This window comes from Nocardiopsis sp. NPDC058631, assembly GCF_042716955.1.
GTDB lineage: Bacteria > Actinomycetota > Actinomycetes > Streptosporangiales > Streptosporangiaceae > Nocardiopsis.
This window is the reverse complement of record NZ_JBHXQY010000048.1, coordinates 25374-48894: the sequence shown is the minus strand read 5'-3', so window position 1 is coordinate 48894 and position 23521 is coordinate 25374. Positions and strand designations below refer to the sequence as shown.

At 72.1% G+C, this 23521-nt stretch carries 19 protein-coding genes and 1 pseudogene; 10 read left to right on the top strand and 10 right to left on the bottom strand.

Annotated elements, in window-relative coordinates:
* Positions 1-90: 90 nt before the first annotated feature.
* Complete coding sequence (locus ACFWTE_RS17270) at positions 91-1371, bottom strand: hemolysin family protein (protein WP_378780458.1); 1281 nt, start codon at positions 1369-1371, stop codon at positions 91-93.
* A 560-nt stretch (positions 1372-1931) separates the two neighbouring features.
* Between ACFWTE_RS17270 and ACFWTE_RS17265 the strand changes: the two genes are divergently transcribed.
* Both ACFWTE_RS17265 and ACFWTE_RS17260 read left to right on the top strand, forming a co-directional pair.
* Positions 1932-2342, top strand: a complete 411-nt coding sequence (locus ACFWTE_RS17265) for a DUF6924 domain-containing protein (RefSeq protein ID WP_378780457.1) — start codon at positions 1932-1934, stop codon at positions 2340-2342.
* Between the two features lie 54 nt (positions 2343-2396).
* Positions 2397-2549, top strand: a pseudogene (locus tag ACFWTE_RS17260) (hypothetical protein); the annotation flags it as partial.
* Positions 2550-2601: 52 nt separating this feature from the next.
* Here ACFWTE_RS17260 and ACFWTE_RS17255 read toward each other — a convergent pair.
* Entirely contained in the window at positions 2602-3438 is an 837-nt protein-coding gene (locus ACFWTE_RS17255) for an NAD(P)H-binding protein (RefSeq protein ID WP_378780454.1), read from the bottom strand.
* Between the two features lie 82 nt (positions 3439-3520).
* Between ACFWTE_RS17255 and ACFWTE_RS17250 the strand changes: the two genes are divergently transcribed.
* The 3 genes from ACFWTE_RS17250 to ACFWTE_RS17240 all read left to right on the top strand — a co-directional run bounded on the left by ACFWTE_RS17250 (position 3521) and on the right by ACFWTE_RS17240 (position 6559).
* Positions 3521-4549 (top strand): AraC family transcriptional regulator, encoded by a 1029-nt coding sequence (locus ACFWTE_RS17250; protein ID WP_378780452.1) that lies wholly within the window; start codon positions 3521-3523, stop codon positions 4547-4549.
* 326 nt (positions 4550-4875) lie between these two features.
* Positions 4876-6282 carry an amidohydrolase family protein gene (locus ACFWTE_RS17245; RefSeq protein WP_378780451.1) on the top strand — a complete coding sequence of 469 codons (1407 nt, stop codon included), beginning with the start codon at positions 4876-4878 and terminating at the stop codon, positions 6280-6282.
* 70 nt (positions 6283-6352) lie between these two features.
* A complete protein-coding gene (locus ACFWTE_RS17240; protein ID WP_378780450.1) occupies positions 6353-6559 on the top strand; it encodes a hypothetical protein in 207 nt (68 codons plus the stop codon).
* Between the two features lie 215 nt (positions 6560-6774).
* Here ACFWTE_RS17240 and ACFWTE_RS17235 read toward each other — a convergent pair whose 3' ends face one another.
* A complete protein-coding gene (locus ACFWTE_RS17235) occupies positions 6775-7827 on the bottom strand; it encodes a medium chain dehydrogenase/reductase family protein (RefSeq protein ID WP_378780449.1) in 1053 nt (350 codons plus the stop codon).
* Between the two features lie 103 nt (positions 7828-7930).
* Here ACFWTE_RS17235 and ACFWTE_RS17230 point away from each other — a divergent pair, with 103 nt between their 5' ends.
* Positions 7931-8572: a TetR/AcrR family transcriptional regulator gene (locus ACFWTE_RS17230; protein WP_378780447.1), complete on the top strand. Its 642-nt coding sequence runs from the start codon at positions 7931-7933 to the stop codon at positions 8570-8572.
* A 104-nt stretch (positions 8573-8676) separates the two neighbouring features.
* Here the strand turns inward: ACFWTE_RS17230 and ACFWTE_RS17225 are convergent, their stop codons facing one another.
* The 6 genes from ACFWTE_RS17225 to ACFWTE_RS17200 form a co-directional block, all read right to left on the bottom strand.
* Positions 8677-9312, bottom strand: coding sequence for a histidine phosphatase family protein (locus tag ACFWTE_RS17225; RefSeq protein ID WP_378780445.1), 636 nt, complete (start codon positions 9310-9312; stop codon positions 8677-8679).
* The gene (locus ACFWTE_RS17220) at positions 9309-10463 is read right to left on the bottom strand and encodes an ABC transporter ATP-binding protein (protein ID WP_378780444.1); all 1155 of its coding nucleotides are present in this window, start codon (positions 10461-10463) and stop codon (positions 9309-9311) included. Before ACFWTE_RS17220 ends, ACFWTE_RS17225 begins: the two co-directional genes overlap by 4 nt.
* Positions 10460-12238 (bottom strand): ABC transporter permease, encoded by a 1779-nt coding sequence (locus ACFWTE_RS17215; protein ID WP_378780443.1) that lies wholly within the window; start codon positions 12236-12238, stop codon positions 10460-10462. The genes ACFWTE_RS17220 and ACFWTE_RS17215 overlap by 4 nt, the downstream gene beginning before the upstream one ends.
* A 36-nt stretch (positions 12239-12274) precedes the next feature.
* Positions 12275-13441 (bottom strand): extracellular solute-binding protein, encoded by a 1167-nt coding sequence (locus tag ACFWTE_RS17210; protein ID WP_378780441.1) that lies wholly within the window; start codon positions 13439-13441, stop codon positions 12275-12277.
* A 77-nt stretch (positions 13442-13518) separates the two neighbouring features.
* Complete coding sequence (locus tag ACFWTE_RS17205) at positions 13519-14346, bottom strand: MurR/RpiR family transcriptional regulator (RefSeq protein ID WP_378780440.1); 828 nt, start codon at positions 14344-14346, stop codon at positions 13519-13521.
* A 158-nt stretch (positions 14347-14504) separates the two neighbouring features.
* The gene (locus ACFWTE_RS17200) at positions 14505-15515 is read right to left on the bottom strand and encodes a MerR family transcriptional regulator (RefSeq protein WP_378780439.1); all 1011 of its coding nucleotides are present in this window, start codon (positions 15513-15515) and stop codon (positions 14505-14507) included.
* Between the two features lie 339 nt (positions 15516-15854).
* Between ACFWTE_RS17200 and ACFWTE_RS17195 the strand changes: the two genes are divergently transcribed.
* Positions 15855-16820 (top strand): universal stress protein, encoded by a 966-nt coding sequence (locus ACFWTE_RS17195; RefSeq protein ID WP_378780438.1) that lies wholly within the window; start codon positions 15855-15857, stop codon positions 16818-16820.
* A 17-nt stretch (positions 16821-16837) separates the two neighbouring features.
* On the opposite strand, the gene ACFWTE_RS17190 is transcribed toward ACFWTE_RS17195, so the two are convergent.
* Positions 16838-19204: a glycoside hydrolase family 65 protein gene (locus ACFWTE_RS17190; RefSeq protein WP_378780437.1), complete on the bottom strand. Its 2367-nt coding sequence runs from the start codon at positions 19202-19204 to the stop codon at positions 16838-16840.
* A 302-nt stretch (positions 19205-19506) separates the two neighbouring features.
* On the opposite strand from ACFWTE_RS17190, the gene ACFWTE_RS17185 reads away from it, so the two are divergent.
* The 3 genes from ACFWTE_RS17185 (at position 19507) to ACFWTE_RS17175 (ending at position 23297) form a co-directional block, all read left to right on the top strand.
* Positions 19507-21216, top strand: a complete 1710-nt coding sequence (locus ACFWTE_RS17185; protein ID WP_378780436.1) for a GAF domain-containing protein — start codon at positions 19507-19509, stop codon at positions 21214-21216.
* Positions 21217-21390: 174 nt separating this feature from the next.
* Complete coding sequence (locus ACFWTE_RS17180) at positions 21391-22401, top strand: zinc-dependent alcohol dehydrogenase family protein (protein ID WP_378780435.1); 1011 nt, start codon at positions 21391-21393, stop codon at positions 22399-22401.
* A 119-nt stretch (positions 22402-22520) separates the two neighbouring features.
* Positions 22521-23297 (top strand): HAD family hydrolase, encoded by a 777-nt coding sequence (locus ACFWTE_RS17175; RefSeq protein ID WP_378780433.1) that lies wholly within the window; start codon positions 22521-22523, stop codon positions 23295-23297.
* Positions 23298-23521: the final 224 nt, after the last annotated feature.

Here is a 23521-nt window from a genome sequence, read left to right as displayed (position 1 = left end):
GCTTTGTCGTCAGCGGTCAGGTCCAGCGGCGCGAGTTTGGGTCCTGGTCGTACCATCACACAACTATATGGATATTTGAGACTCAGGACACTAGGAGGGGTCGGCGGCCGTGGTGCTCCGCACCTTCACGGCGGTGATGGTGCGCCCACTGGTCTCGGCGACCTCGGCTTCCCAGTCGCCGAAGGAGATCTTCTCCCCCGGCTCGGTGGGGATGTGGCCCAGGATCGCGATCAGCAGACCGGCGACGGTGACGTAGTCGCCCTCGGGAGGATCGTTCAGCTGCAGGTCCAGGTCGGACAGGTCGTGGACCGGGTAGGTGCCCGGCAGCGTCATGGTGCCGTCGTCGTTGGAGACGACGGTACGGATGTCGGAGTCGGTCTCGTCGTAGATCTCCCCGACGATCTCCTCCAGGAGATCTTCCAGACTGACGATGCCGTCGATGCCGCCCACCTCGTTGACCACCACGGCCAGCTGCTGGTGCTCGGCGGTCATCCGGCGCAGGGCCAGGGAGACCACCAGGGAGTCGGGCAGCAGCATCGGCTCCCGAGCCAGCTCCCCGGCGGCGCCCTCACCGCGCACCAGGTCGGACCAGTGCACCACGCCGATCACCTCGTCGAGGTCGTCGTCGGCGACGACGGGAGCCCGGGAGTGGCCGTGCTCGGCCAACATGCGGGCGGCCTCCTCTGCCGGGGTGCGGGCCGGGATGGTGAAGACGTCGCCGCGCGGGACGACGACCTGGCGCAGCCGCCGGTCGTCGATCTCGAAGGCGCCCGAGATGATGGTGCGCTGCTCGCGGGTCATGCCGCGCTGGGTGGCGAGCATCTCGCGCAGCTCCTCCTCACCGACCTCCTCCTTGGCGGCGGAGGGGTCACCACCGGTCAGGCGCACGACCAGGTTGGTGGAGGCGCTCAGCAGCCACACCACGGGGCGCGACAGCATGGCCAGCAGGTTCAGGGGGCGCGCGACGGCCAGGGCCCAGGTCTCGGCGCGCTGCATGGCGATGCGTTTGGGCGCGAGCTCTCCGAGGACCAGGGTGATGAAGGTCAAGACGATGGTGACCAGGACGATCGAGACGGGTCCGGCGGCGGAGCCGAGGAAGCCGAGTGGCTCGACCAGGGGCTGGGCCAGGGCCACGGCCGCGGTGGCCGAGGCCAGGAAGCCGGCGAGGGTGATGCCGATCTGGATGGTGGCGAGGAAACGGTTGGGGTCCTGGGCCAGGCGGGCCACGGCCCTGCCGCCGGGCCCACGCTCGGCCAGCTGCTTGATCTGCCCCTCGCGCAGGGTGATCAGGGCGATCTCGCTGCCGGCGAAGAGGGCGTTGACCAGGACGAGGACCAGGACGAGGCCGATTTGAACCCCGTAGTTCTCCATGACTGCTGTTGTCTCCGATGTTGTTGGTGAATGTGTCGTTCCTGCCCGTTTCCGGGTCGCACCAGCCTCCCACAACCGGTCGCCGAACCCCAGGTAAGGGCTGCGGGCAGTCCATACCGGCGCTTGTCCGGGCGACCCCCGCTTCCAGTGCGGCCCGTCCGGGAGATCGGTCGCGTGGTGCCCGCGGGGAGCCGTCCGCCGGGCGCGCCGACCGATGCGGCTCAGGGGCGGGTTGCCGTGCTCGTGGTACCGGCACAGGCCCGACGCCTGCTCGAAGGCCCAGGCCCGGCTGCGCGGGCAAGGCGTTCGCGCACCGGGGCGTGCGGCTCACGGCCGCCTTGTCGCAGCCGTCGGATGCAACGGAGATCCGCGTTCCACGACCGTTGTGAGGTACCCCGACGCGTCGTCCTGCCCTGCCACCGGCCGACGACGCGGCGCGTGTGCGGCATGCTACTGATCCGCACCGACCACGGCGACGACGAGGCATGAAACGACGTGCGCTCCCGCATGGGCGAACTGCCCGGTCTGGCCGTTTCCGGCGCCGCCCCGAGGCCCACGCGGTGCCGGGGGAGGAGGCGGTCCCCCGGCACCTGGCCGTGGTGGAGGACCCCGCCTGGCAGGGTGCCACCCCGAAGGAGGTGGGCGAGGCCCTGAACCGGGACGGGGTGTGGGTTCCCGACCTGGTCCTGCTCGCCAACGACAGGACCGCGGTCAACACCCGCCTGCGCCCGCTGCTGGCGTTTCGCGGCACCGGCGGTGACACGTTCCGCATCACGCCCCGCCAAGCGGCCCTGGCCTACCTGGTGCTGCACCGTCCGTACCTGGAATCGATCCTGGAGGACTTCGAGGAGGAGGCCCCCGCCGAACCCGGATGGGAGTTCGACGAGGACGAGACGGTGGAGGGACGGGAGTCCGCACTCCCCGACCCCGTGGGTGCCCACCTGGAGACGCTGGACCCCCCGCCCTGCTAGGAGGCCCCGGCCAGGGCCCTACCTCTGCTCGCGCAGAGGAACGAGGGTCTGCTGGTGCGCACCGGCTTCTCCGATGGCGCGGCCTGGACGTCACTCCTGGACACCGTGCACCGGCCGGGGCCGGGCAACGCGACCCCGACCGGCGACTCCGGCGACTACGTCGCCACCGTGGACGACCGGGTGTACGAGGGTGGCACCCGGCGCGCAGTGGTCCCGCGCGCCGGGGTCCTGTGCCTCCCCGGGCCGGCCGCCGGAGGGGTCAGGGGCGCCAGGCACCCGCTGCCGCGGCCCGCACCACGTAGTCCTCGAAGGTCCGGGGTGCGCGCCCCAGCACGGTGGAGACGCCGTCCGTCGTTTCGGCGAGCACCCCCCGCTCCATCAGCACGAACATGTCGGCGACGTGGCGGGCGTCGTCCTCGCCCCAGCCCTCCTCGACCAGCGCCGCGGCGTACTCGGCGGGGGAGACCTGCTTGTAGGCGATGGGCAGCCCGGACGCCCGGGAGATCAGCTCGACGGCCTCGGCGAAGGTCAGCGCGCGCGGTCCGGTCAGCTCGTAGATCCGTCCGGCGTGGCGGCCGGGCTCGGTCAGTACCGCGGCCGCGGCGTCGGCGACGTCCTCCAGGTCGATGAACGGCTCGGGGACCGCGCCGGCCGGGAGCGCCAGCTCGCCGGCGACCAGAGGGGCGTGGAAGAAGTCCTCGTCGAAGTTCTGGTCGAAGTTCGACGGCCGCAGAACGGTCCACTCCAGCGCCGAGCCGCGCACGGCGTCCTCGGCCGAGCGCATGTCCAGACCGAACACGGAGTCGCCCCAGGTGTCGGCGCCGTGCCCGGAGAGCAGGACCAGGCGCCGCACCCCGGCGGCCTCGGCCCGCGCCACGAACTCGTGCACCGGTCCGGGCACGGACGGGGGCACCACGTAGGCGGTGGTGACCCCCCGCAGGACCGGATCCCAGCCGTCGGGGTCGGCCCAGTCGAAGCGGGTCGGGCTGGAGCGGGAGGCGGTGCGCACCTGCGTGCCGCGCAGTCGCAAACGGGCGGCGACGCGTCGGCCGGTCTTGCCGGTGGCGCCGAGGACGAGAGTGGTGTCATTGCTCATGACAGTGATTCAACGGCACCCACCCGGACGACTCCATGGGTAAGAACCCGGATCTCCTTTGTCATCGTCTAATCTCGATGGCATGGACGCTTTCGGTGACCTCTTCCGCGGGATGCGGGCTCAGGGCTCGTTGTTCGGCAACACGATCCTGTCCCCGCCCTGGGCGCTGCACTTCGTGGACGGCGCGCCTCTGACGTTGTGCACAGTCATCGGCGGGTCGGGCTGGATCGTGCCGGAGCACCGCCCGCCCGAACAGCTCCGGGCCGGCGAGACGGTCATCGTGCGGGGCCCCGCGCCGTTCACCTTCGTCGACGAGGTCGGCACCCCGGCCGAACCGATCACGTGCGGCGAGCACTGCGCAACGCCCGATCAGGGCGGGACCCGGTACCGGATCGGATGGAACGACGCCTGCGGCGACCCCGGCGAGGGCGCCACGACGCTGATCGTCGGCGCCTACCCCGTGCGCGGTGAGATCAGCCGCAGGCTGCTGGACGCGCTGCCCGTGGTGCTGCGCGTGGGTTCCGACGGCGGGACCGACGCCGTACGAGGCCACCTGGCCGCCGAGGTCGCCGCCGACACCCCGGGCCAGCAGGTGGTCCTGGACCGGCTGCTGGACTGGATGCTGGTCTGCGCGGTGCGCGAGTACTTCGACCGGCCCGGCGGCGAGCCGCCGGCCTGGTACGCCGCCCAGCGGGACCCGGTGGTCGGCGACGCGCTGCGCCTGCTGCACGCCGAACCGGCGGCACCCTGGAAGGTCTCCTCTCTGGCCGATCGGACCGGGGTGTCGCGTTCCACGCTGGCGAAGCGGTTCTCCGACCTGGTCGGAGAACCACCGCTGACCTACCTCACCCGCTGGCGCATGACGCTCGCGGCGGACCTGCTGGTCGAGCGCGAGACGTCGACGGTCGCCGAGATCGCCCGCGCCGTCGGCTACACCGACGCTTTCGCCTTCAGCGTGGCGTTCAAACGGATCCGGGGCGTCAGCCCGAGCGAGTTCCGGCGCACCGGTACGGGCGTTCCCGAGCGGTCGGCGGGCCCGATCCTGCGGCCTCCGGGCACCGTGCAGCCTCCCGTTCCCGCTCCTCCTCCCGTGGTCGGCGCGCGGTCCTAGGTCGTGTTTTTTGGATCCTTCCGGGCTCGCGTCCACCAGGCTTCCTCTCACTGCGCCTCTGCGCTCGTGAAGCACAACCAGGCTGAACTTCGCACATCGTCTTGCGAGAGATCGCCTGGACGGCCGCTCGCCGACCCGAAAACCTCCAAAAAACACTCCCCAGCGGACAGGCGGGAACCACTTCGGGGCCGGGCCCGCGGACCGGCCCGCCCAGGAGTGCCGCACCGGGGCTGACGGCGGCCTGGCTGCCACTGCGGGGCGGAGCGAGACTTCCGTGTGAGGCGGTGGGGCCGTCCCACCGCGCCGCACGAACGGGAGGGGCGCCCATGGGCTCCGCATCCATCGCACAGAACCCCGGAGGGGCAGACACGCTGGAGGAGATCCGACGCCGGTCCGGCGACCCGCACAGGCGCATTCTGCTCACCGGCGCCACCGTGGTCACCATGGACCCCGGGCTCGGGATCCTGGACCGCGCCGACGTCCTGGTCGAGGGGAACACGATCGCGGCCGTGGGACCCGGACTGGAGGCGGACGGCGCGGTCGTGGTGGACGCCGCGGGAACGGTCCTCACCCCGGGGTTCGTCGACACCCACCGGCACGCCTGGCAGTCCCAGCTGCGCCGCTCCCTTCCGGACGTGGACGACCTCGCGTCCTACGTCACGACCACCCTGGCCGGGTACGCCCCCCTCTACGGCCCCGAGGACATGTACATCGGCACCAGGCTCGCCGCGCTGTCCGCGATCGACAGCGGCATCACCTGCATGCTCGACTTCTCGCACAACTCCCGTACCCGCGAGCACTCCGACGCCGCCGTCCAGGCTCTGCTCGACACCGGCATCCGCGGGGTCCACGCCTCCATGGGGCCGCACTTCGGCGACTGGGACCGGCAGTGGCCCAAGGACCTGGCCCGGCTCCGCGAGCGGTACACGGACGGCTCGGGCCGGATGCTGACCCTGCGGGCGGGGGCGCTCGCCACGGCCGCGATCGGGGGTCCCGACCTGGCCTACGGGCCGGGCCTGGCCCGGATCGCCAAGGACCTGGACATCGGCGTCAGCGTGGACGCGGTTTTCGGCGCCCCCTCGTCGCAGGCCGTCCTGGAGTGGGAGGAGCAGGGGCTCCTCGGCCCGCACCTCACCCTCATCCACGCCACCGGTCTGACCGACCGGGCGTGGCAGGCGATCGGCACCACCGGGACCACGGTCTCCCTCGCGCCGACCTCCGACGCGCAGATCGGCCTGGAGACGGCGGTGCCCGCGATCGACGAGGCGCTGGCCGCGGGCGTGCGCCCCGGTCTGAGCATCGACGTGGAGGTGGCCCTGGCCGGGGACATGTTCACGCAGATGCGCACCCTGCACACCGTCCAGCGGATGCGGGCGGTCAACGCCGCCTACGGCACCGACGCCGAACCCGCGCGGATCGGCGTCCACGACGTGCTGGACTTCGCCACCCTCCAGGGTGCGCGCACCAACGCCCTGGAGGAGGTGGCCGGCTCCCTCACACCCGGCAAGCGGGCCGACCTGCTGGTGATCCGTGCGGAGGACCTGAACAACATGCCGCTCAACGACCCGGTCGGCACGGTCGTCCTGGGCTCGGACGCCCGCAACGTCACCGCCGTCCTGGTCGACGGCGAACCGCGCAAGTGGGACGGGCAGGTCCTGGACGTGGACCTGGCGGCCCTGCGCGCCCGGGTCCAGGACTCGCGAGACCGTCTGCGCGGGCGGATGGGGCACTGACACCGGTCGCCCACCCGCCGTCCACCCCCACCACCGGGCAAGGACAGAAGGACAGGACATGGGGAACCCCATGAGTACCGCAGCCCGGACGCACCCGCTCCGCGACGAGGCGTCCCTGGCGCAGGTGCGCGCCCCCGGGGTCGGCCGCGACCTGACGGGACACGGCGCGAGCGGCACACCCGCACCGGGAGCGCGCGCCGACGTCGCCGTGATCCGGATCGCGGACGCGCCCGACACACCCCGGGGTGCCGTCGCTGCCCGGGGACACCCCCTGTGAGACGCGAAGGTCCCACCCGGATGCCCGGGTGGGACCTTCGCCGCGGGGACGGGCCGCGGAGGGGAGTGGTTCGGAAGGCGTACGCGCCGCGCGGACGTCGGCGCGGCGGGTCTCCTGGGGGCGACCGCGGGGGGTTCGACCGTAAGGTTACGGCTGTGATCCCAGGGTGCGCGGGCGAGCGGGGAAGACGGATCGGACGGGCCCGGGGCCGGCCCCTACGCGTCGGAGACGAGCACGACCTTGCCGAGGACGGTGCGGGACTCGGCGAGGGTCATGGCCGCCGCGGCGTCCGAGAGGGGGATGCGGGCGCCGACCTGCGGCGTCAGGACGCCCGCGGCGAGCAGGCCGAGCACCTGGGTCAGGTCCTCGCGCAGTCGGGCGCGGAAGGCGTCGGCGCGTCGGCGCCCGGCCCAGAAGTTGTAGAAGCGGGCACTGCGGCCGTTGGGCAGAGCGTGCCACAGGCCGAGGCGGCCGAAGAGCTTGAGCACGGGAAGCTGGGAGTTGCCTTCGAGGTCCTTGGTCGAGGCGGTTCCGTAGGAGACGAGCGTGCCACCGCGCCGCAGAAGGCGCCAGGACCGGACCAGGCCCTCACCGCCGACGTGGTCGAACACCGCGTCCACGCCGTTCGGCGCCAGGGTTCTGATCTGGTCGTACATACCGTCGGCGCGGGAGTCGACGGGGGTGGCGCCGAGCTCGCGCACGGCCTCGTGGTGACGTTGCGCGGCGGTGCCGATCACGGTGATCCCGGCGTGCCGGGCGAGCTGGAGCAGTGTGGTGCCGACCCCGCCGTTGGCGCCGAGGACGACGATCGTGCCGCCGCGCGGCACGGCGGCCATGCGGTGCAGCATCTGCCATGCGGTGATGCCGTTGACGAGCAGTGTCTCGACGGCGGCGGGGTCCGTGCCGTCCGGCACGGCGACGAGGTCGCGGGCGTCGAGGTGCAGGTGGCTGGCCCAGGCGCCGGTCTTCGTGACGGCGGCGAACCGGCCTCCGGCGAGCGCGGTGTCCACGCCGGGCCCGACGGCGGTGACGGTGCCGACGACGTCGTAGCCCGGCACGAACGGGAACGGGGGCTGGTCGAAGTACTTGCCCCGGCGCATCTGCTGCTCGGCGAAGGACACCCCGGTCGCCTCCATGCGGAGCAGGACCTGTCCGGCGCCGGGGGCGGGCAGGTCCTGGACGCGCACCTGCAGGCCTTCGGGCTCCACCTTTCCCGGCAGGAGGACCTGGGTGGCCGGGGTGGTGCTGGCGGCGGTGCCGGGGTTCATGGGGGCTCCTCGTGGAAAATTCGTGCTAACGATTGTAACCTTACGCCTGTAATCCTAGTGGTGCAAGAGGTCCCGGGAAAACTCACAACTGTAAGGTGACGCCATGAAGGATACGAAGGACACCGCGACGCCCCGCAGAAGGAACCGCCGCGGCGAGGGTGGTCGTCTGCGCGAGGACATCGTCGACGCGGCGGTCGCCCTGCTCGACGAGACGGGCGACGAGCGCACCATCACCCTGCGATCCATCGCGCGCCGTGTCGGGATCGCCGCGCCCTCCATCTACCCGCACTTCTCCGACCAGCCCTCCATCATGCTGGCCGTGGTCCGGCGGGCGTTCGCCGAGCTCGAAGCGGTACTGCGCTCCGCCGTGCGCGACGCGGGAGAGGATCCCCGCGAGCGGCTGTACGCCGTGTGCCGCGCCTACCTCGACTTCGCCCGCACGCACCCCGAGCGGTACCGCACCATGTTCGGTGGCCTGTGGATGCCGACCCTGGCGGAGACCTCGGTGACCGAGAAGGACCTCGTGACGCTCGGCGACGCGAACCTGCGGATCCTCAGCGAGATCCTGACCGAGTGCGCGGAGGCCGGGCTCTCCACGAGCGCCGACCCGGGCACCGACACCTTCGGACTGTGGCTCGGACTGCACGGGCTCGCCCACCAGCGGTCCGTCTCCCGCGTGTTCCCCGGCCCGGACGACATCGGCGAGCGGATGATCCCGGCGCTGGCCCGCCTGCGCGAGGTCTGACCCGGGGAACCTCGCCGAAGCGCGCCCGGAGCGGCCCCGCGGACCGCGCCCGCCGGGGTCAGCGGGCTCCGGCCGCACCGCGGGGCCTCCACCGCCCGCCGTCGTCAGTCCGCCGGGTCCAGCGGTGACATCGCGGGGGAGTAGTTGAACAGCCGCAGCCTGGCCGCCCCCGGTTCGGTGAGCGAACCGGCCCGGGGGTCGATGTCGACGATGCTGAGACCGGCCGGGTGGCTCGGTACCGTACGCGCCGGGTCGAGTCCCACGGCGGCCGTGAGGAAGGCCCGGACCGGGCCGCCGTGGGTGACGGCCATGAGCTGCCCGTGCCCCTCGGCCTCCGCCCTGCGCACCGCGGCGCCGATCCCGGCGAGCACCCGTTCGGTGAGCGCGCCGAAGCTCTCGGCACCCGGGGGGTGGAACCGGCCCGCGCGCCACGCGGCGTACACACCCCCGTCCTCCTCCTTGACCTGCGCCGAGTACCGCCCCTCCCACCCGGCCAGGTAGGCCTCGTTCAACCGGGGATCGCGTGCGTCGGCCCGGACGCCGAGCACCTCGGCGGTCTCCCGTGTGCGGCGCAGACCCGAGGTGACCACGTACCCCGGGGCCAGGTACCCGACCGTCTCCGCCAACGCGCGGACCTGCCGCCGTCCGGCCTCGGACAGCCCGACGTCCTGCTGCCCCTGGAGGCGGCGCTCCTCGTTCCACGCGGTCTCGCCGTGGCGGACCAGAAGCAGACGCATCATCGGCTCTCCCCGGAGTCCAGCCGCTCACCGGCGGCGTCGAAGTACGCGTCCGGTTCCGAGGGCAGGCGCACGCCGAGCCCGTCACCGGGCAGCAGAGCGACCGGGGTGTCACGCGAGACGTGCGCCCGCGTCCCGTCGGGGAGGTCGACGCCCAGGACCCACCTGTCGGCCATCGGCACCTGGTCGGCGAACGTGGCCGCCACGACGCCGGGGCCCGTCGACTCCTCGGTGGACGTGAGCCAGCCCGCCCGGTACATCGCCCTGACGATCCCGTCCGCTGCCGCTGGGGGCGCGGCGCCGCAGTCGGAGCCGTACGCCCACAGTCTCCCGTCCCGAACCCGGCACTCGACGATGTTGGCCGGGGGAGTGCCGATGAACGTCGCGGCGAACGCCGTGCGCGGAGCCTCCAGCAGTTCGCGCGGGGTACCGAACTGTTCGATGCGGCCGTCCTTCATGAGCGCGATGTGCGTGGCCATGGTCATCGCCTCGACCTGGTCGTGCGTGACGTAGACGCTCGTGGCCCCGGTGGAGCGGTGGACGCGCACGAGCTCCCCGCGCGTCTCCACACGCAGCCGCGCGTCGAGGTTGGACAGCGGCTCGTCGAAGAGCAGCACCTTGGGCTGCGGCGCGATCATGCGGGCGATCGCCACGCGCTGCTGCTGCCCGCCGCTGATCTCCCCCGGGTAGCGGTCGGCGAGGTCGGCGATCGCCAGCAGCGACAGCACCCGGTCGCCACGGGCCCGGCGGTCGGCCCTCGACCACCTGGCCACCGTCAGCGGCCACTCGACGTTCTGCCGCACCGTCTTGTGCGGCCACAGCGCGTAGGACTGGAAGACCAGGCCCGCCTCCCGTTCTGCGGGGGCGACGAGCGCGGTGCCGTCCCCCCGGGCGATGACGCGGTCACCGAACCTGATCTCGCCCCCGGTGGGGTTCTCCAGGCCCGCGAGCATCCGCAGGGTCGTGGTCTTCCCGCAGCCGGAGGGGCCGAGCAGGACGAGGAAGGAACCCGCGGGGACGTCGATCGAGATGCCGTCGACGGCGGCGGTGCCGCCGAAGTCCTTCCTGAGGTCGGTGATGGTCAGGGAGGCCGAGGACGCTCCGGAGCGCATACCGGTCCTTTCCGCTCGGTCGGTGCCGGTCGTGGAGGTCATGAGTTCGAGTTCCAGGGCTGGGCGGCGCCTTCGAAGCGCCGCGCGAGGATGGTCGCCGCGACCGAGATCACCGCGATGACGACGGTGACCGCGTTGGCCAACTGGGTGAAGTTCTCCGAGGAGTACTGGTAGGTGAGGACGGCCAGGACCGGCATCGCCGGGGTCGCCAGCAGCACGACCAGGGAGAGGTCGCGCACCATCTGGACGAACACGAGCACCCCGCCGGTGAACAGGCCGCGTGCCGTCAGCGGTGCGATGACGGCGCCGATCCGGCGCAACAGCCCGGCCCCCGCCATCACCGCCGACTCCTCGACGTCCCTCGACACCTGGCTCAGGGCCGAGGTGCCCGACCGGACCGAGAACGGGATCGTCGCCGCGACCCCGGCCAGCACGAGGATCGCGAAGGTCCCGTACAGGCTCGGCAGCGGACCGATGGGCGCCCCGAACTGTGCGATGAACGCGGCGCCCAACGCGATGCCGGGGATGAGGAACGGCACGAACGAGACGACGCCCAGGGTTCCGGGCAGCCACCTCGGGCCGCGGGACCGGGTGATGACGTAGGAGACGAGCAGGCCGAGCACACCCGCGCAGACCGCCACGGCCACCCCGAGGAGCACGGTGTTCCAGGTGGCCTGGAGGATCTGGGGGTTGTTCAGGATGCCCCGCTGCCCCTGGGCGAACGCGGGGTCGGAGCCGCCGATCCAGTAGTGGAGGGTCAGCCCCGACGCGAAGTCGTTGGTGCGGCGGGTCAGCGAGCTCAGGACGAGCACCAGCCCGGGGACGATCGTGGTGAACGTGACCAGCAGCCACGCCGCCGCGGCCACCGGCCGCCCCCACACGCCCAGTTCGATGCCCTTGCGGCGGCCCCCCTTGCCGGTGATGGTCGCGAAACTGCGCCTGCCCCCGGTGATCCTGGTCGAGGCGTACATGATCATCGCGGCGACGAGGATGAGCACGATCGACAGCACGTAGCCGCGTGCGACGTCACCGGTGGAGATCGCCCCGTACAGCCGGGTCGAGAGCGTGTGGAAGCGGACCGGCAGGCCGAGCAGGGCGGGCGTGACGAAGTTGGAGACCCCCTCGGCGAAGGCGAGCAGCGCGCCGGAGACCACCGCCGGCGCCACGACCGGCAGGGCGATGTCGCGGGCCACGCGCAGCGTGGAGGCCCCCGTCAGCTCGGCGGCCTCCATGAGGTCCCCGTTGACGCCGGCCAGGGCCGCGGCGATGAGCATGAACGACAGTGAGAAGTAGTGCGCCGTCAGCGTCGCCGCGATCGGCACGGGCCCCCAGGCCAACCAGTCGGGGACGGCGATCCCCATGTTCATGAGGATGCCGGTGGAGCCGCCGATGAGGTCGTTGCGAAAGACCGACTCCCACGCCAGCGCCAGGGCGAAGCTCGGCAGCGCGAACGGGATCGTCGCCAGCAGGCCGAGGATCCCGCGCCCCGGGAGGCGGGTCATGACGACGACCCAGGCGAGGAACCCGCCGATCACCGTGGAACCGATGGCGGTGGCGGTGCCCATGAGCACGGAGTTGCCCATCGGCCTCCACAGGAGGTTCTCCGACATCGGGCTCGCGAAGACGTCCGTCCAGGCCTCGCGGTTGCCGTCCGCCAGGGTGGTGTTGACCAACCCCACGAGCGGCGCCACCACGAGGACGGCGAGGACGAGCAGGGTGCCGGCTCCCAGCACCACGGTCGGCTGCCGAAGAGCGGTCCGCGCACGGGCCGCGGTGCGGCCGACCGTGGTGCGGCGGGGGGCGGGTGCCGTCGTCATGGTGTCCTTTCGCTGACGGGGGTGAGGGGGCCGGCTCTACAGGGTCAGCAGGAAGTCGGACACGTCGTCGCGGATCTGCGCCGTCTCCTCGGGGGCGATGTCCCAGGCGGCGAGCTCATCGAGGGAGACCGCGCCCTCGGGCGCCGCCATGTCGGTGCGCACCGGGTAGTCACCGGGAACGTAGAAGGGCTCGAAGGCCGCGCCGCCGGTCTCCGAGTCGTCCCCCATGAGGAAGTCCGCGACCAGGCGGCTCGCGGCGGGGCTGCCGGACCCGTTCACCATGCCGATGTAGGCCGGGAAGGTGATGCCCGGGGACGGGGCGGTCCCCAGGGAGGCCTGGAGCGCCCACCCCTCCTCCTCGTTGTCCCGGCGGTCGGAGTACGAGGTGAAACCGACCGGCGGGTCGTCCTGGTCGGTCGCGCCCACCGCCGCGTTGACGTTGTCGGTGTCGTCGACCAGGACCAGCCCGTTGGCGTAGAGGTCCTTGACGAACTGCTGTCCGGCGTTCTCGACGCCCTCGTCGAGGGCGACCTCGGAGCCGAAGAGCTCCAGGTGGGCCTGCGCCATCGCGTCGGACTGTCGGATGATCTCCGCCATGAGGTCGAGGTAGTCGCCGCGCACGCCGGGGTCGACCATGACGACCTTGCCGTTCCACTCCTCCTCGGTCAGCTGCCACAGGTTCTCGACCGGGGTGCCGTCGGGGTGGGCCTCCTCGTTGTACATGAGGATCTTGGTCGAGAGCCGGTTGGCCAGCAGCGGCTCGCGGTACTCCTCGGGAACCGTCTCCGCGACGCGCTGTGGGACGTGGTTCTGGAGGATGCCGCCCGCGACGAGTTCGGTGATGACCACCGGGGCGTCGGAGATGTAGGCGACGTCCGCCGACGGTGTGCCGGCCTGGGACTCGGCCATCAGCCGGGTGATCTGCTCGGAGGAGGAGATGTCGTGGCCGACCAGGTCGATCCCGGGGTACTCCGCCTCGAACTCCGCCTCGATCGAGGCGATCCGCGAGGTGAAGGAGTAGACGGTGACCGTCCCCTCCTCCACGGCCAGTTCGACCAGTTCGTCGCGGGTGGCGCCGTCGAGTTCGTGGGGCCCGGACGCGGCGTCGGTGGGGGGAGTCTCCGGGGCGCCTCCGCCGCAGGCGGCGAGGGTCGCGGTGAGGGTGAGGACGGCGGAGGCCTTGAGCATTCTCGGAAAGCGCATGACAGGTCCTTTGTGTCAGTTCTCGCGCAGGTGGGGGGCTGGACGAACCGGGCCGCCGTGGGTGGGCGGCCGGGGCGTCAGTCGAACTCGGTGAGCAGGCCGTCGAGTCGGTCGAGGGCGGAGAGGACGGTGTCCGGGTGCCGCTGGGCGATGGTGAGCACGATGGCGTTCGCGATCATCATCGGGACGCTCAGGGAGGAGAAGCCCTCCTGGTGGCCGCGGGGGGCGGACAGCACGGTGGTCGGCGCCGGGTCGAGGGTGTGGAGGGTGTCCGTGACGAGGACGGACCGGGCGCCCACCGCGGAGGCGCGGGCGTAGAGGTCCGTGAGGTTGCGCGGTGCGCGGCGGAAGGCGAAGGAGACGACGACGTCGGACCCCGACATCGCCAGAACCCGTTCGGCCACCTCGCGGCCGGGGCCGACGAGGTTGACGGCGTGCATCCCGAACCGCCGCAGACGGCCGTCGAGCAGCTCGGCCAGGACCCCCGAGTTGCCCCGCGCGAAGAGGTAGACCACCCGCGCGCCGACCAGGAGGTCCGCGACCTCGTCGATCTGTGACTGGTCCACGTGCCTGCCGACCGCCGCCAGCGAGTCCAGCTCGGTGGCCAGGAGGGTGTCCAGGACGCGCCCCTGCCCGCGAAGCTCCGCCCGGAACCGGTCACCGGCGCCCTGGAGGCTGGCCTCGTGGGCCTGCCGCAGGTCCTCCCGCAGTTCCAGGTACCCCTGGTATCCCAGCCGCTGCGCCAGGCGGGTGGCAGCCGCCGGGTGGACCCCGGCCCGCTGCGCGACGTCGCCGCCCCGCCACAGCGGAGCCTCCGCCGGGTGGGCGAGAAGCTCGTCGAGGAGAACCCGATCCGACCTGGTCAGCTGGTCGCGGTGCTCGTTCACACGCTCGTGGAAGTTCACGACACTCACGCTACAGCAAGATTAATTGCATCAATAGCTTGCTGTGCAATTTAAGTTGCAGTTCATGGGCCCTTCATTCTCCGGCCGGGTGCCCGTCCGCTGATGACACGGCGGTGACGTGCGGTGACACCCGTGCCGGAGGCTGGGCCGCGGCGGTGTCAGGCGTCGGAGGCCGAGGAGCGCAGGGCCTCCGCGATCCAGGAGAGGTAGGGCACCGGATCGCTCTCCTCGGCCGCGGTTCCGTTGATCACGGCCACCAGGGACAGGTACCGGCCGTGCGTCTGGTCGTACCAGGCGGTCCCGGCCGCGTACGGGCCTTCCTCCTCCCTCATGAACTCGTCCGCGAGGAGGAAGGCGGAGGCCAGCCGATCGCGCATCCGCGAGGTGTCCTGGCCGTCGGCGAGGGCGGCGGTCGCCTCGACGAAACGCTCCACGAGCTCCTGCACCCGCGGGGACCGGGCGGGCTCTCCGGCGTGGTGGGCGGCGATGAGGTCCTCCGTGATCGGCGCACCGGTCGTGTGGATGAACTCCTGCATCGGCTCGGACGCGATGACACTCCCCGGCGCCGTGGAGTAGCCGTCCCTCAGATAGGCGCGGACCGCGTCGCGGAACGCCGGGTCGCGCACCAGGTCGGCCAGCTCGATCCACGCCTGGAGCTGGGCGGCCGTGGGGTCCTCGGGCAGGCGCGGGCGCATCGTCCCCAACCGGTCGACGAAACCGTCCGGCACGTCCAGACCCTCACCCACCTCGTTCCAGAAGTCCTCGATGGTCTGTTCGCGTTCTTCGTCGGACATCGACACGAGCCGGTGCATCAGGTCGGCCTGCGTGGTCGTGCCGCCCTGCTTGATCAGCGCTCTCAGCACCGCCTGTCTGGCGCGCAGGACGTGCTCCTGGCGCTCGACCACCTCCAGGTGCGCGGTGAGCAGGCCCTGCAGGGTCGTTCCGCCCCGGAGCAGTCGGCGGATCTCGTCCAGGCCCGTGTCCAGGTCCCGCAGGGTGCGGACCAGTTCCAACCGGGCGATGGCGTGGACGTCGTACTGGCGGTGGCCCGCCTCTGTCGTGCTTGTCGGATCGATGACCCCCTCGTCGGAGTAGAACCGGACGGTGCTGACGCTCAGGCCGCTGCGGCGCGCGGCGTCTCCTATGGAGTACAACTCTTCGTCGTGCATGGGGCCACTATGGGATCTCCAGCGCCTTGAGATGCAAGTCGGCGATGCCGTCGGCGCACACCGCTCCGCCGCGCGGCCGGAACGGGGGTGGCCCCACGTGCGGGCAGAGGGCGCGCGGGGCGGACCGGGCCCTCCGGTGCAGACGCAGGCCCCGGAGCCGGGACGAAGGTCGCCCAGCTGCGGGAACGACGGCGCTGACACACCAGGCGCGCTCCGGACAGACTTGGATCGTCACCGGAGCACGGGCTCGGTCCGGCGCGGTGGGGAAGAGACCACGGGTACCGCCGCCGACCACATCCGGCGGCAGGGCCCTCGTACCGCAGGAGAGAGGGGCACCCCATGAGCACCAACGACAGCGCCCAAGACGGCGGGCGGGCCCGGTCACGGAGCGGGGCGGCGGCCGTCGTCGTGGGAGTGGACGGTTCGCCCCCCAGCCTGGCGGCGTTGGACTGGGCGGCCCGAGAGGCCGGGGCCCGCGGCTCGCGGCTGGTGGTCCTGCACGCGGCGGGTGTGCCAGCGATCGCCGCACCGCCGGGGTTCGCGATCGGCAGGACCCTGAGGCGGGAGCTCGCCGAGTGGGCCGGGCAGCTGCTCCGGGCGGCCGTCGACGGAGTCGCCCCGCTCCACCCCGGCCTGGAGGTGCGTACCGAAATATCCGAACTGGACCCGGCGCAGGCCCTGATCGCGGCCTCGGCCGAAGCCGCGGTGGTCGTCGTGGGCTCCCGGGGTCTGGGCGGCCCCGCCTCGGCCTTCCTGGGGTCGGTGAGCCTCCGCGTCAGCGCGCACGCGCTCTGTCCCGTCGCGGTGGTACCCGACCCCGAGGAGGCGGAGCCCGGCCGGGAACGGCACGGCCACGGGGGCCGCAACCGCGTGGTGGTGGGACTGGACGGCTCGTCCGGTGCGGAGGCCGCCCTGCACTTCGCCCTGGAGGAGGCGGCCCGTACCGGCGCCGACCTCGTGGCGGTGCACGCATGGGAGGTACCGGTGTCCATCGACCTCACGCCCCTGGACCCTGCCGCCTACACCGCTGCCCGCGAGTCCCAGATGGTGGTCGCCGACAAGCACGTCCGGGCACTGGTGCAGGAGGCGCGCCGCGAACACACCATGGACGTTCGTGCCGACATCGAGGTGGTCCAGGACCAGGCCGCCCACGCACTGCTGGCCAGGGGAGGGGACGCCGACCTCATCGTCGTGGGCTCCCGGGGGCGCGGCGGTTTCGCCGGGCTGCTGCTGGGCTCGGTCAGCCGGGCGGTGCTGCACCATGCGGTGGTGCCGGTGGTCGTGGCGCGTGCGTCCTCGACATGACCCTGCCCCCTGCCCGCTCACCGCAGCGGCAGGGAGCAGGACGAACCAGGAAGGACCGAGGCTCTGGTCCCCTTGACCTGGACCTGGATCGGAGCTCCGTTCGACGGCGGCACGGTGACGCGCACATGGTCGCGGCGCACGTCCACACGCACCTCCCAGTGGTCGAGGTAGCGCAGGTCGTAGGAGAGGCGGTCCAGTTCCGCGGGCAGCAGCGGGCTCAGGTGCAGGACGCCGCCGCGTGTGGTCAGACCGGTGTAGCACCGGGTGAGGAGGTCGACCGTGCCCGCCATGGCGCCCAGGTGGATGCCCTCGGCCGTGGTCCCGTCCTGGGAGTCCTCGACATCCGTGCTCAGGGCCCTGCGGAAGAAGCCCCAGGAGGCTTCCCGGTTGGTGCGCGAGAGCACCCAGGAGTGCACCACCGAGCTGAGGGTGGACCCGTGGGAGGTGCGTGCGAGGTAGTGGTCGACCGTGCGGGGGATGAGTTCGGGATCGTAGGTGTGGCCGAGTCGGTCGAGGATCTCGGCGATCTCCTCGGCGGGGAGCAGGAAGAACAGCATGAGCACGTCCGCCTGTTTGGAGGCACGGTAACGGTTGCAGCTGTCGCCCTCGGCCTCCAGGGAGCGGTCCAGGCGCCGGACGCCGCGGTGGGCCTCCCAGTCGAGTTCCTCCAGCTCCCCGTAACCGGCGAACTGGCTGATGACCCCCTCGTGGAAGGGGACGTACATCGTGCGGGTGATGGTCTCGAACCGCTCGATCTCCTCGGCCCCCAGACCGAGGGTCTCCCGCAGGTCCCGTCGGCGCGGGGCCGGCAGCACCCGCAGGGTGTCCAGGGCGCGCAACAGCACCCACACGGCCATGACGTTGGTGTAGGCGTTGTCGTCCACACCTGGTGTCTCCCGTCCGGGGTAGCCGTCGTGGTACTCGTCGGGACCCATGACCCCGCGGATCACGTAGCGGTCCAGCGCCTTGTCGTGGACGGCCATGTCCGCGAACGCGCGGGCGACCTCAAGGAGCAGCTCCGCCCCGAAATCGGCCAGGAAGGAGAGGTCACCGGTCGCCTGGTAGTGCTGCCAGACGTTGTAGGCGATCGCGAGGCCGACATGGCGCTGCAGGTGGGAGTTGTCGGGAAGCCACCGCCCGGACCGGGGGTTGAGGTGCATGCGCTGGGTTTCCTCGCGGCCCTCGCTCGCGCTCTGCCAGGGGAACAGCGCACCTCTCAGCCCGGCCGCGCGTGCGGCGGCGCGTGCTCGGGGCAGCCTCCGCCACCGGTAGCGCAGCAGTCCACGCGCGGTCTCGGGGAAGCGGAGGTTGAGGAACGGGAGGACGAACAGCTCGTCCCAGAAGACGTGGCCCCGGTAGGCCTCGCCGTGCAGCCCTCGCGCCGGCACACCCACGTCGAGGTCGGCGGTGTGGGGGGACAGCGTCTGCAGGAGGTGGAAGAGGTGGAGGTTGAGGAAGCGCTGTTCCTCCTCGTCGCCGACGTCCAGCGCGCAGGAGCGCCACAGGTGCCGCCAGGCGGTGGTGTGGCGGCGCAGCAGTTCGCCGAAGCCCCCCGCCTCGGCCGACGCGTCGCGGGCCGCGCCGAGGCAGCCGCCGACGGCGTGGTCGCGTGAGGTGTACAGGGCCACCGTCTTCTCCACGGTGGTCGGCTCGCCCCTCCTCAGGTCCAGGCACAGGTCGGTGGCCACCCAGTCCCCCAGCGCGTGTGTCCTGGAGGACGAGGGCTCGCGGCCCCGGGTGACGCGGGTCCGGGAGGCGAGCACGACCTCGACACCCGAGGTGAGGGTCCGGCATCGCAGCCAGGCGAGTCCGGGGGCGTCGGATCCGGTGTTCAGCGGGCACAGGTGCCGGCCGTTCAGGTCGCGGTACCGGGCTACTCCGGAGTTGGACACCGTGCCGTCCAGGGCCGACCGGACCACCAGGGGCCCGCTCCAGTCCTCGGGAACCAGTGTGGTCTCCAACGCCGCCAGGTGGGGGGCGTCCATCGACACCAGGCGCCGCTGGGTGACCCGGGTCCTCCTGCCGACCTCCACCACGTGGAAGGTGCGTGTCAGTACCCCGTGGCGCATGTCCAGCTCCGTGCGCTGGGGGAGCGTCGGCTCGGGGCGCTCGAACCAGTCGCCGTCGCCGGTGCGAAAGGTCAGGGGCAGCCAGTTGGGGGCGTTGACCAGGTCCTCGTTCTCCACCCGGTGGCCGTCCACCACGGAGGAGGCGCGGTCGTAGCAGCCCGCGACGTAGGTACCCGGGTAGTGGGTTCCGTCGGCACGGGCCTCGGGGTGTGCGCCGCGTGTGGCGAAGTAGCCGTTTCCCAGCGTGCACAGGGCTTCGCGCATGCCCGTGCCGGACGGGTCCGACCCTTCGTAGACCAGTGTCCACCGGCTCATGCGCTCGCTCCCCTGATGGTGGAGCCGTGAGGGCTGACGGGTGCTCCGGCGTCGGGCGGCTCGTACCGCCCGCGGACGACTCCCTCCTGGTACCGGCCACAAGACGTCGTCCTTGACTCCCCCAGAACGTGCCCGGCACCCACCCGCTCTGCACCGGGACCAACGGCTTCCCGCGCGGGGACGTCGGGCCCGCCGGGCGCAGCACCTTCGTTCCGAGGGGTGCCCGGCCTAGAGTGGGCGCAGGGGAAGACGAGCGCTGTGGTGGTCGCGGGGTGGTGGCTGTGAGCGAGGATGCCCGATCCTTGGACGGACGGAGGCGCAGGCCGTATCCGGAGGCGGAGTCCGACCGGCCGCACGAGGAACCGCGGTCGCACGTCGACGAGGCCCTGGTCGGCCGCGAACGTCTTCTCTTCCTCCTGGACGCCGTGGTCATGATCGGGAGCGGTCTGGACCTGCAGGGCACCCTGCGGCGGATCGTCGAAGCCGCCACGACCCTGGTCGGGGCCCGCCACGGAGCCATGGGCGTGGTCGGGCGCGACGGCTTCCCGGAGCGGTTCGTCCCGGCCGGCCCCGACGTCGCGGAGATCGCCCGTATCGCGAACCTGCCCGAGGTGCGGGGCGCTCTGGGGCTGTCGGCCGAGGCCCCCCGGCCGCTGTGCCTGGACGACGTCTCCGACCACCCCGTGTCGTACGGCCTCCCCGAGGGCCGTACCTCCATGCGCGGCTTCCTGGGCGTTCCGGTCCGCGTACGCGGCAAGGTGTTCGGCAACCTCTACCTCACCGAGAAGCGCGGCGGCGGCCGTTTCGACGAGGACGACGAGTCCATTATGGTGGCGCTGGCCGCGGCAGCCGGGGCGGCGATCGAGAACGCCCGCGTCCACGAGCGCACACGGCAGCGCGAAATGTGGTTGGACGCGGCGGAAGAGGTCACGACGCGGCTGCTGAGCGGAGCCGACGCCGACGATGTCCTCCTCATGATCACCCGGCGGGCCTGCCGCATGGCCGAGGCGGACACAGCGGTCGTCGTGGGCCCCGACACCACCGGCCGAAAACTCGTGGTGCGGACCGCGAGCGGTGGGGGAGCCGACGGGATGAGAGAGCGCGGTGTGGCCGTGGAGGGGTCGCTCGTCGGTCGGGCCTACACCTCGGGCGAGCCGGTGACCACCGACATCTCCCGTTCCGGTTCACGCGGCGCGCCCTTGCTGGGCGACATGGGGGTCGGTCCGGTTCTGCTGTTGCCACTGGGACAGAGGAACACCGTTCGTGGAGTCCTGTGCCTGGGCAGGGGAGTGGGTGCCGAGCAGTTCTCCCCATCGACGGTGCAGACCCTGCACACCTTCGTCGAGCACGCGGCGATCGCCTTGGAACTCGCCGAGGCGCGTGCCGACGCAGAGCGTGTCAGTGTGCTGGAGGACCGGGACCGCATCGCCCGCGACCTGCACGACATCGTCATCCAACGGCTGTTCGCGGTCGCGCTGTCCCTCACCGGGGCGGTCGGACGTATCGACGAGCCGACGGCCTCCCGATGTGTCGGCCAGGCGGTGGACGACCTCGATGACACCGTCCACAAGATCCGTACGGCGATCTTCGCCCTGAGCACCGCCCAGGAGGGCAGGGAACACCCCTGGTTGCGTGAACGGATCGTGGAGGCGGTGAACGGAGCCAACACGGCCCTGGGTTTCGTGACCGGGTTGAGGATGGACGGGCCACTCGACAGCCGGGTGCCCGCCCACCTCGCGGATGAGGCGGTCGCCGTGCTCCAGGAGGCGCTGTCCAACGTCACCCGGCACGCCAGGGCCCGGCGGGTGGACGCGCGGGTGGCGGTGAACGGTGACCTCACTGTCGAGGTCACCGACGACGGCGTGGGCCTTCCCGGGGGCGGGCGCCGCAGCGGGCTGCGCAATCTGGCGGCGCGGGCGGCGCGGTTCGGCGGTACCTTCGCGGCCGGGCCCGGTGCGGAAGGCGGAACAGTCCTGCGGTGGAGCGTGCCGCTCCCCGACGACGTCGGATGACACACCCGTAGGATCGCCGCCCCCAGGCCCTGGGGCGGTGGACCACTCCAGGTTCTCCCGCCGTCACCTCTGTAGTTCGCCCTCCGCCTCCGATCGCGCCGGGACCATGGACTCCGCCGTCACGGGACGGTCGGCCCCTTGGGCCGTGGCGGGTCGGCGTGCTGTGCTGGGCGTATGGAACCGATGATGGAAGCCTGGGCGGTGACACGCCCCGGGCCGATCGCGACCGGGCCCCTGAACCGGGTGAGCCGACGGGTTCCCGAGCCGGGTGAACGCGAGCTGCTGATCGAGGTGCTCACCTGCGCCGTATGCCGTACCGACCTGCACCTCGCCGAGGGCGATCTCGCACCACGCCGCCCCGACACGGTTCCCGGGCACGAGGTGGTCGGCCGGGTCAACACCTGCGGCCCCGGCACGGGTCTGTACGAACCGGGGGCCCGGGTGGGCGTCGCCTGGCTCGCCTCCACGTGTGGCGACTGCGCCTACTGCCGTCGCGGTGACGAGAACCTGTGCCCGTACTCCACCTACACCGGTTGGGACCGCGACGGAGGGTTCGCCCGGTACCTGACCGCCGACGAGCGGTTCGTGCACCCCCTGCCCGAGGCGTTGCCTGACATCACGGCGGCACCACTGCTGTGCGCGGGCGTCATCGGATACCGAGCCCTCGAACGCGCCGAACTGCCCGAGAAGGGAGTGCTCGGTCTCTACGGATTCGGCGCCTCGGCCCACCTGACCGCCCAGGTGGCACTCGCCCGGGGAGCGAGGGTGCACGTGATGACACGGTCCGGGGAAGCCCGCGCGCTGGCCCTGGAGCTCGGCTGCCACTCTGCTTCGGGTGCCTACGACACGCCTCCGGAGCCGCTGGACGCCGCCATCCTGTTCGCACCCGTGGGAGAGCTTGTGCCCACCGCGCTCAGGGCCCTGGACCGCGGCGGGACGCTCGCGGTGGCGGGCATCCACCTGTCGGACATCCCCGCCCTGGACTATCAGCGGGACCTGTTCCAGGAGCGTTCGCTGCGCAGCGTCACCGCCAACACCCGCACGGACGCACGCGAGTTCCTGGACTTCGCGGCCGGGAACCGGCTGGTCGTGGCCGTGACCCCGTACCCGCTGGAGTCCGCCGACCGGGCCCTGGCCGACCTGGCCGCCGACCGGGTGAAGGGGGCGGCGGTACTGCGTCCGTGAGCCCGGGTCGCCCCCCGCCAGGTGCGTACGGGGCGATGACGGTGGCCGCGCCGCGGAGGTGGCGGACACACGCACCGGTCCTGTCCGGCGGCTGCCGGCGGGGGAAGGAGGTGGCTCCCATGGGCACCGGGGGAAACAGGGGACTGCTGCTCGACCGCGTGCGCGCAGTGGTTCTGGACACCGACGGCGTCATCACCGACACCGCCGCCGTGCACGCGGCTGCGTGGAAGCGCGTGTTCGACGCGTTCCTGCTCGACCGCTCCCGGTCCGGGGGGCCACGCTTTCGCCCCTTCGACATGCGTGAGGACTACCTGCGTTACGTGGACGGACGGCCGCGCGCGGACGGTGTGCGGACCTTCCTCGCCTCACGCGGTCTCCACCTGCCCGAGGAAGCGGTACCGGACCACGCCGAAACGGTGACGGTGGAGTGGCTGGCCGACCGCAAGGACCGCCACTTCCTGGACTTCGTGGGTCGCCACGGGGTCAGGGCCTTCCCCGGCACCGTGGCGTTCGTACGTGCGCTGCGCTCGACCGGTGTGCCGGTCGCCGCGGTCTCGGCGAGCCGCAACTGCGCCAGGGTGCTGCGCGCCGCCCGGGTGGACGGCCTCTTCGACGTCCGTGTGGACGGTGTCGACGCGATACGCCTGGCTCTGCCCGGAAAACCCGACCCGGCGCTGTTCCTGGAAGCGGTTCGGCTGATGGGGGCCGAGCCGGGTCTGGCCGCCGTGGCCGAGGACGCACTGGTCGGCGTGCAGGCGGGCGAGCGCGGGGGCTTCGGCCTGGTGGTCGGGGTGGACCGGACCGGCGTGCGCGGGGAGATGCTGGAGCGGGGGGCACACGTGGTGGTGTCCGACCTGGCCGAACTCCTGCCCCAAGGGGCGCGGGAGCCCTGCTGACCACCCGTTGTCCGGGACCATCGTGTCCGTCCGGACACGACATTCTGCTCTGCCACGCGCTTCGGGGGCGGCTCACAACGGACGGCATGGGCACTGGGGAACGCGGGAGGAACCCGCACCTGACCGTTCCGGCCGCCCTGCTGGCGGCCACCACCGTCGCCTCGGCCGTGTGGGGCGTTCGATCGCTGCTCAGCCGGAGGCTGGGAAGCGACGTCGTCGCCCTT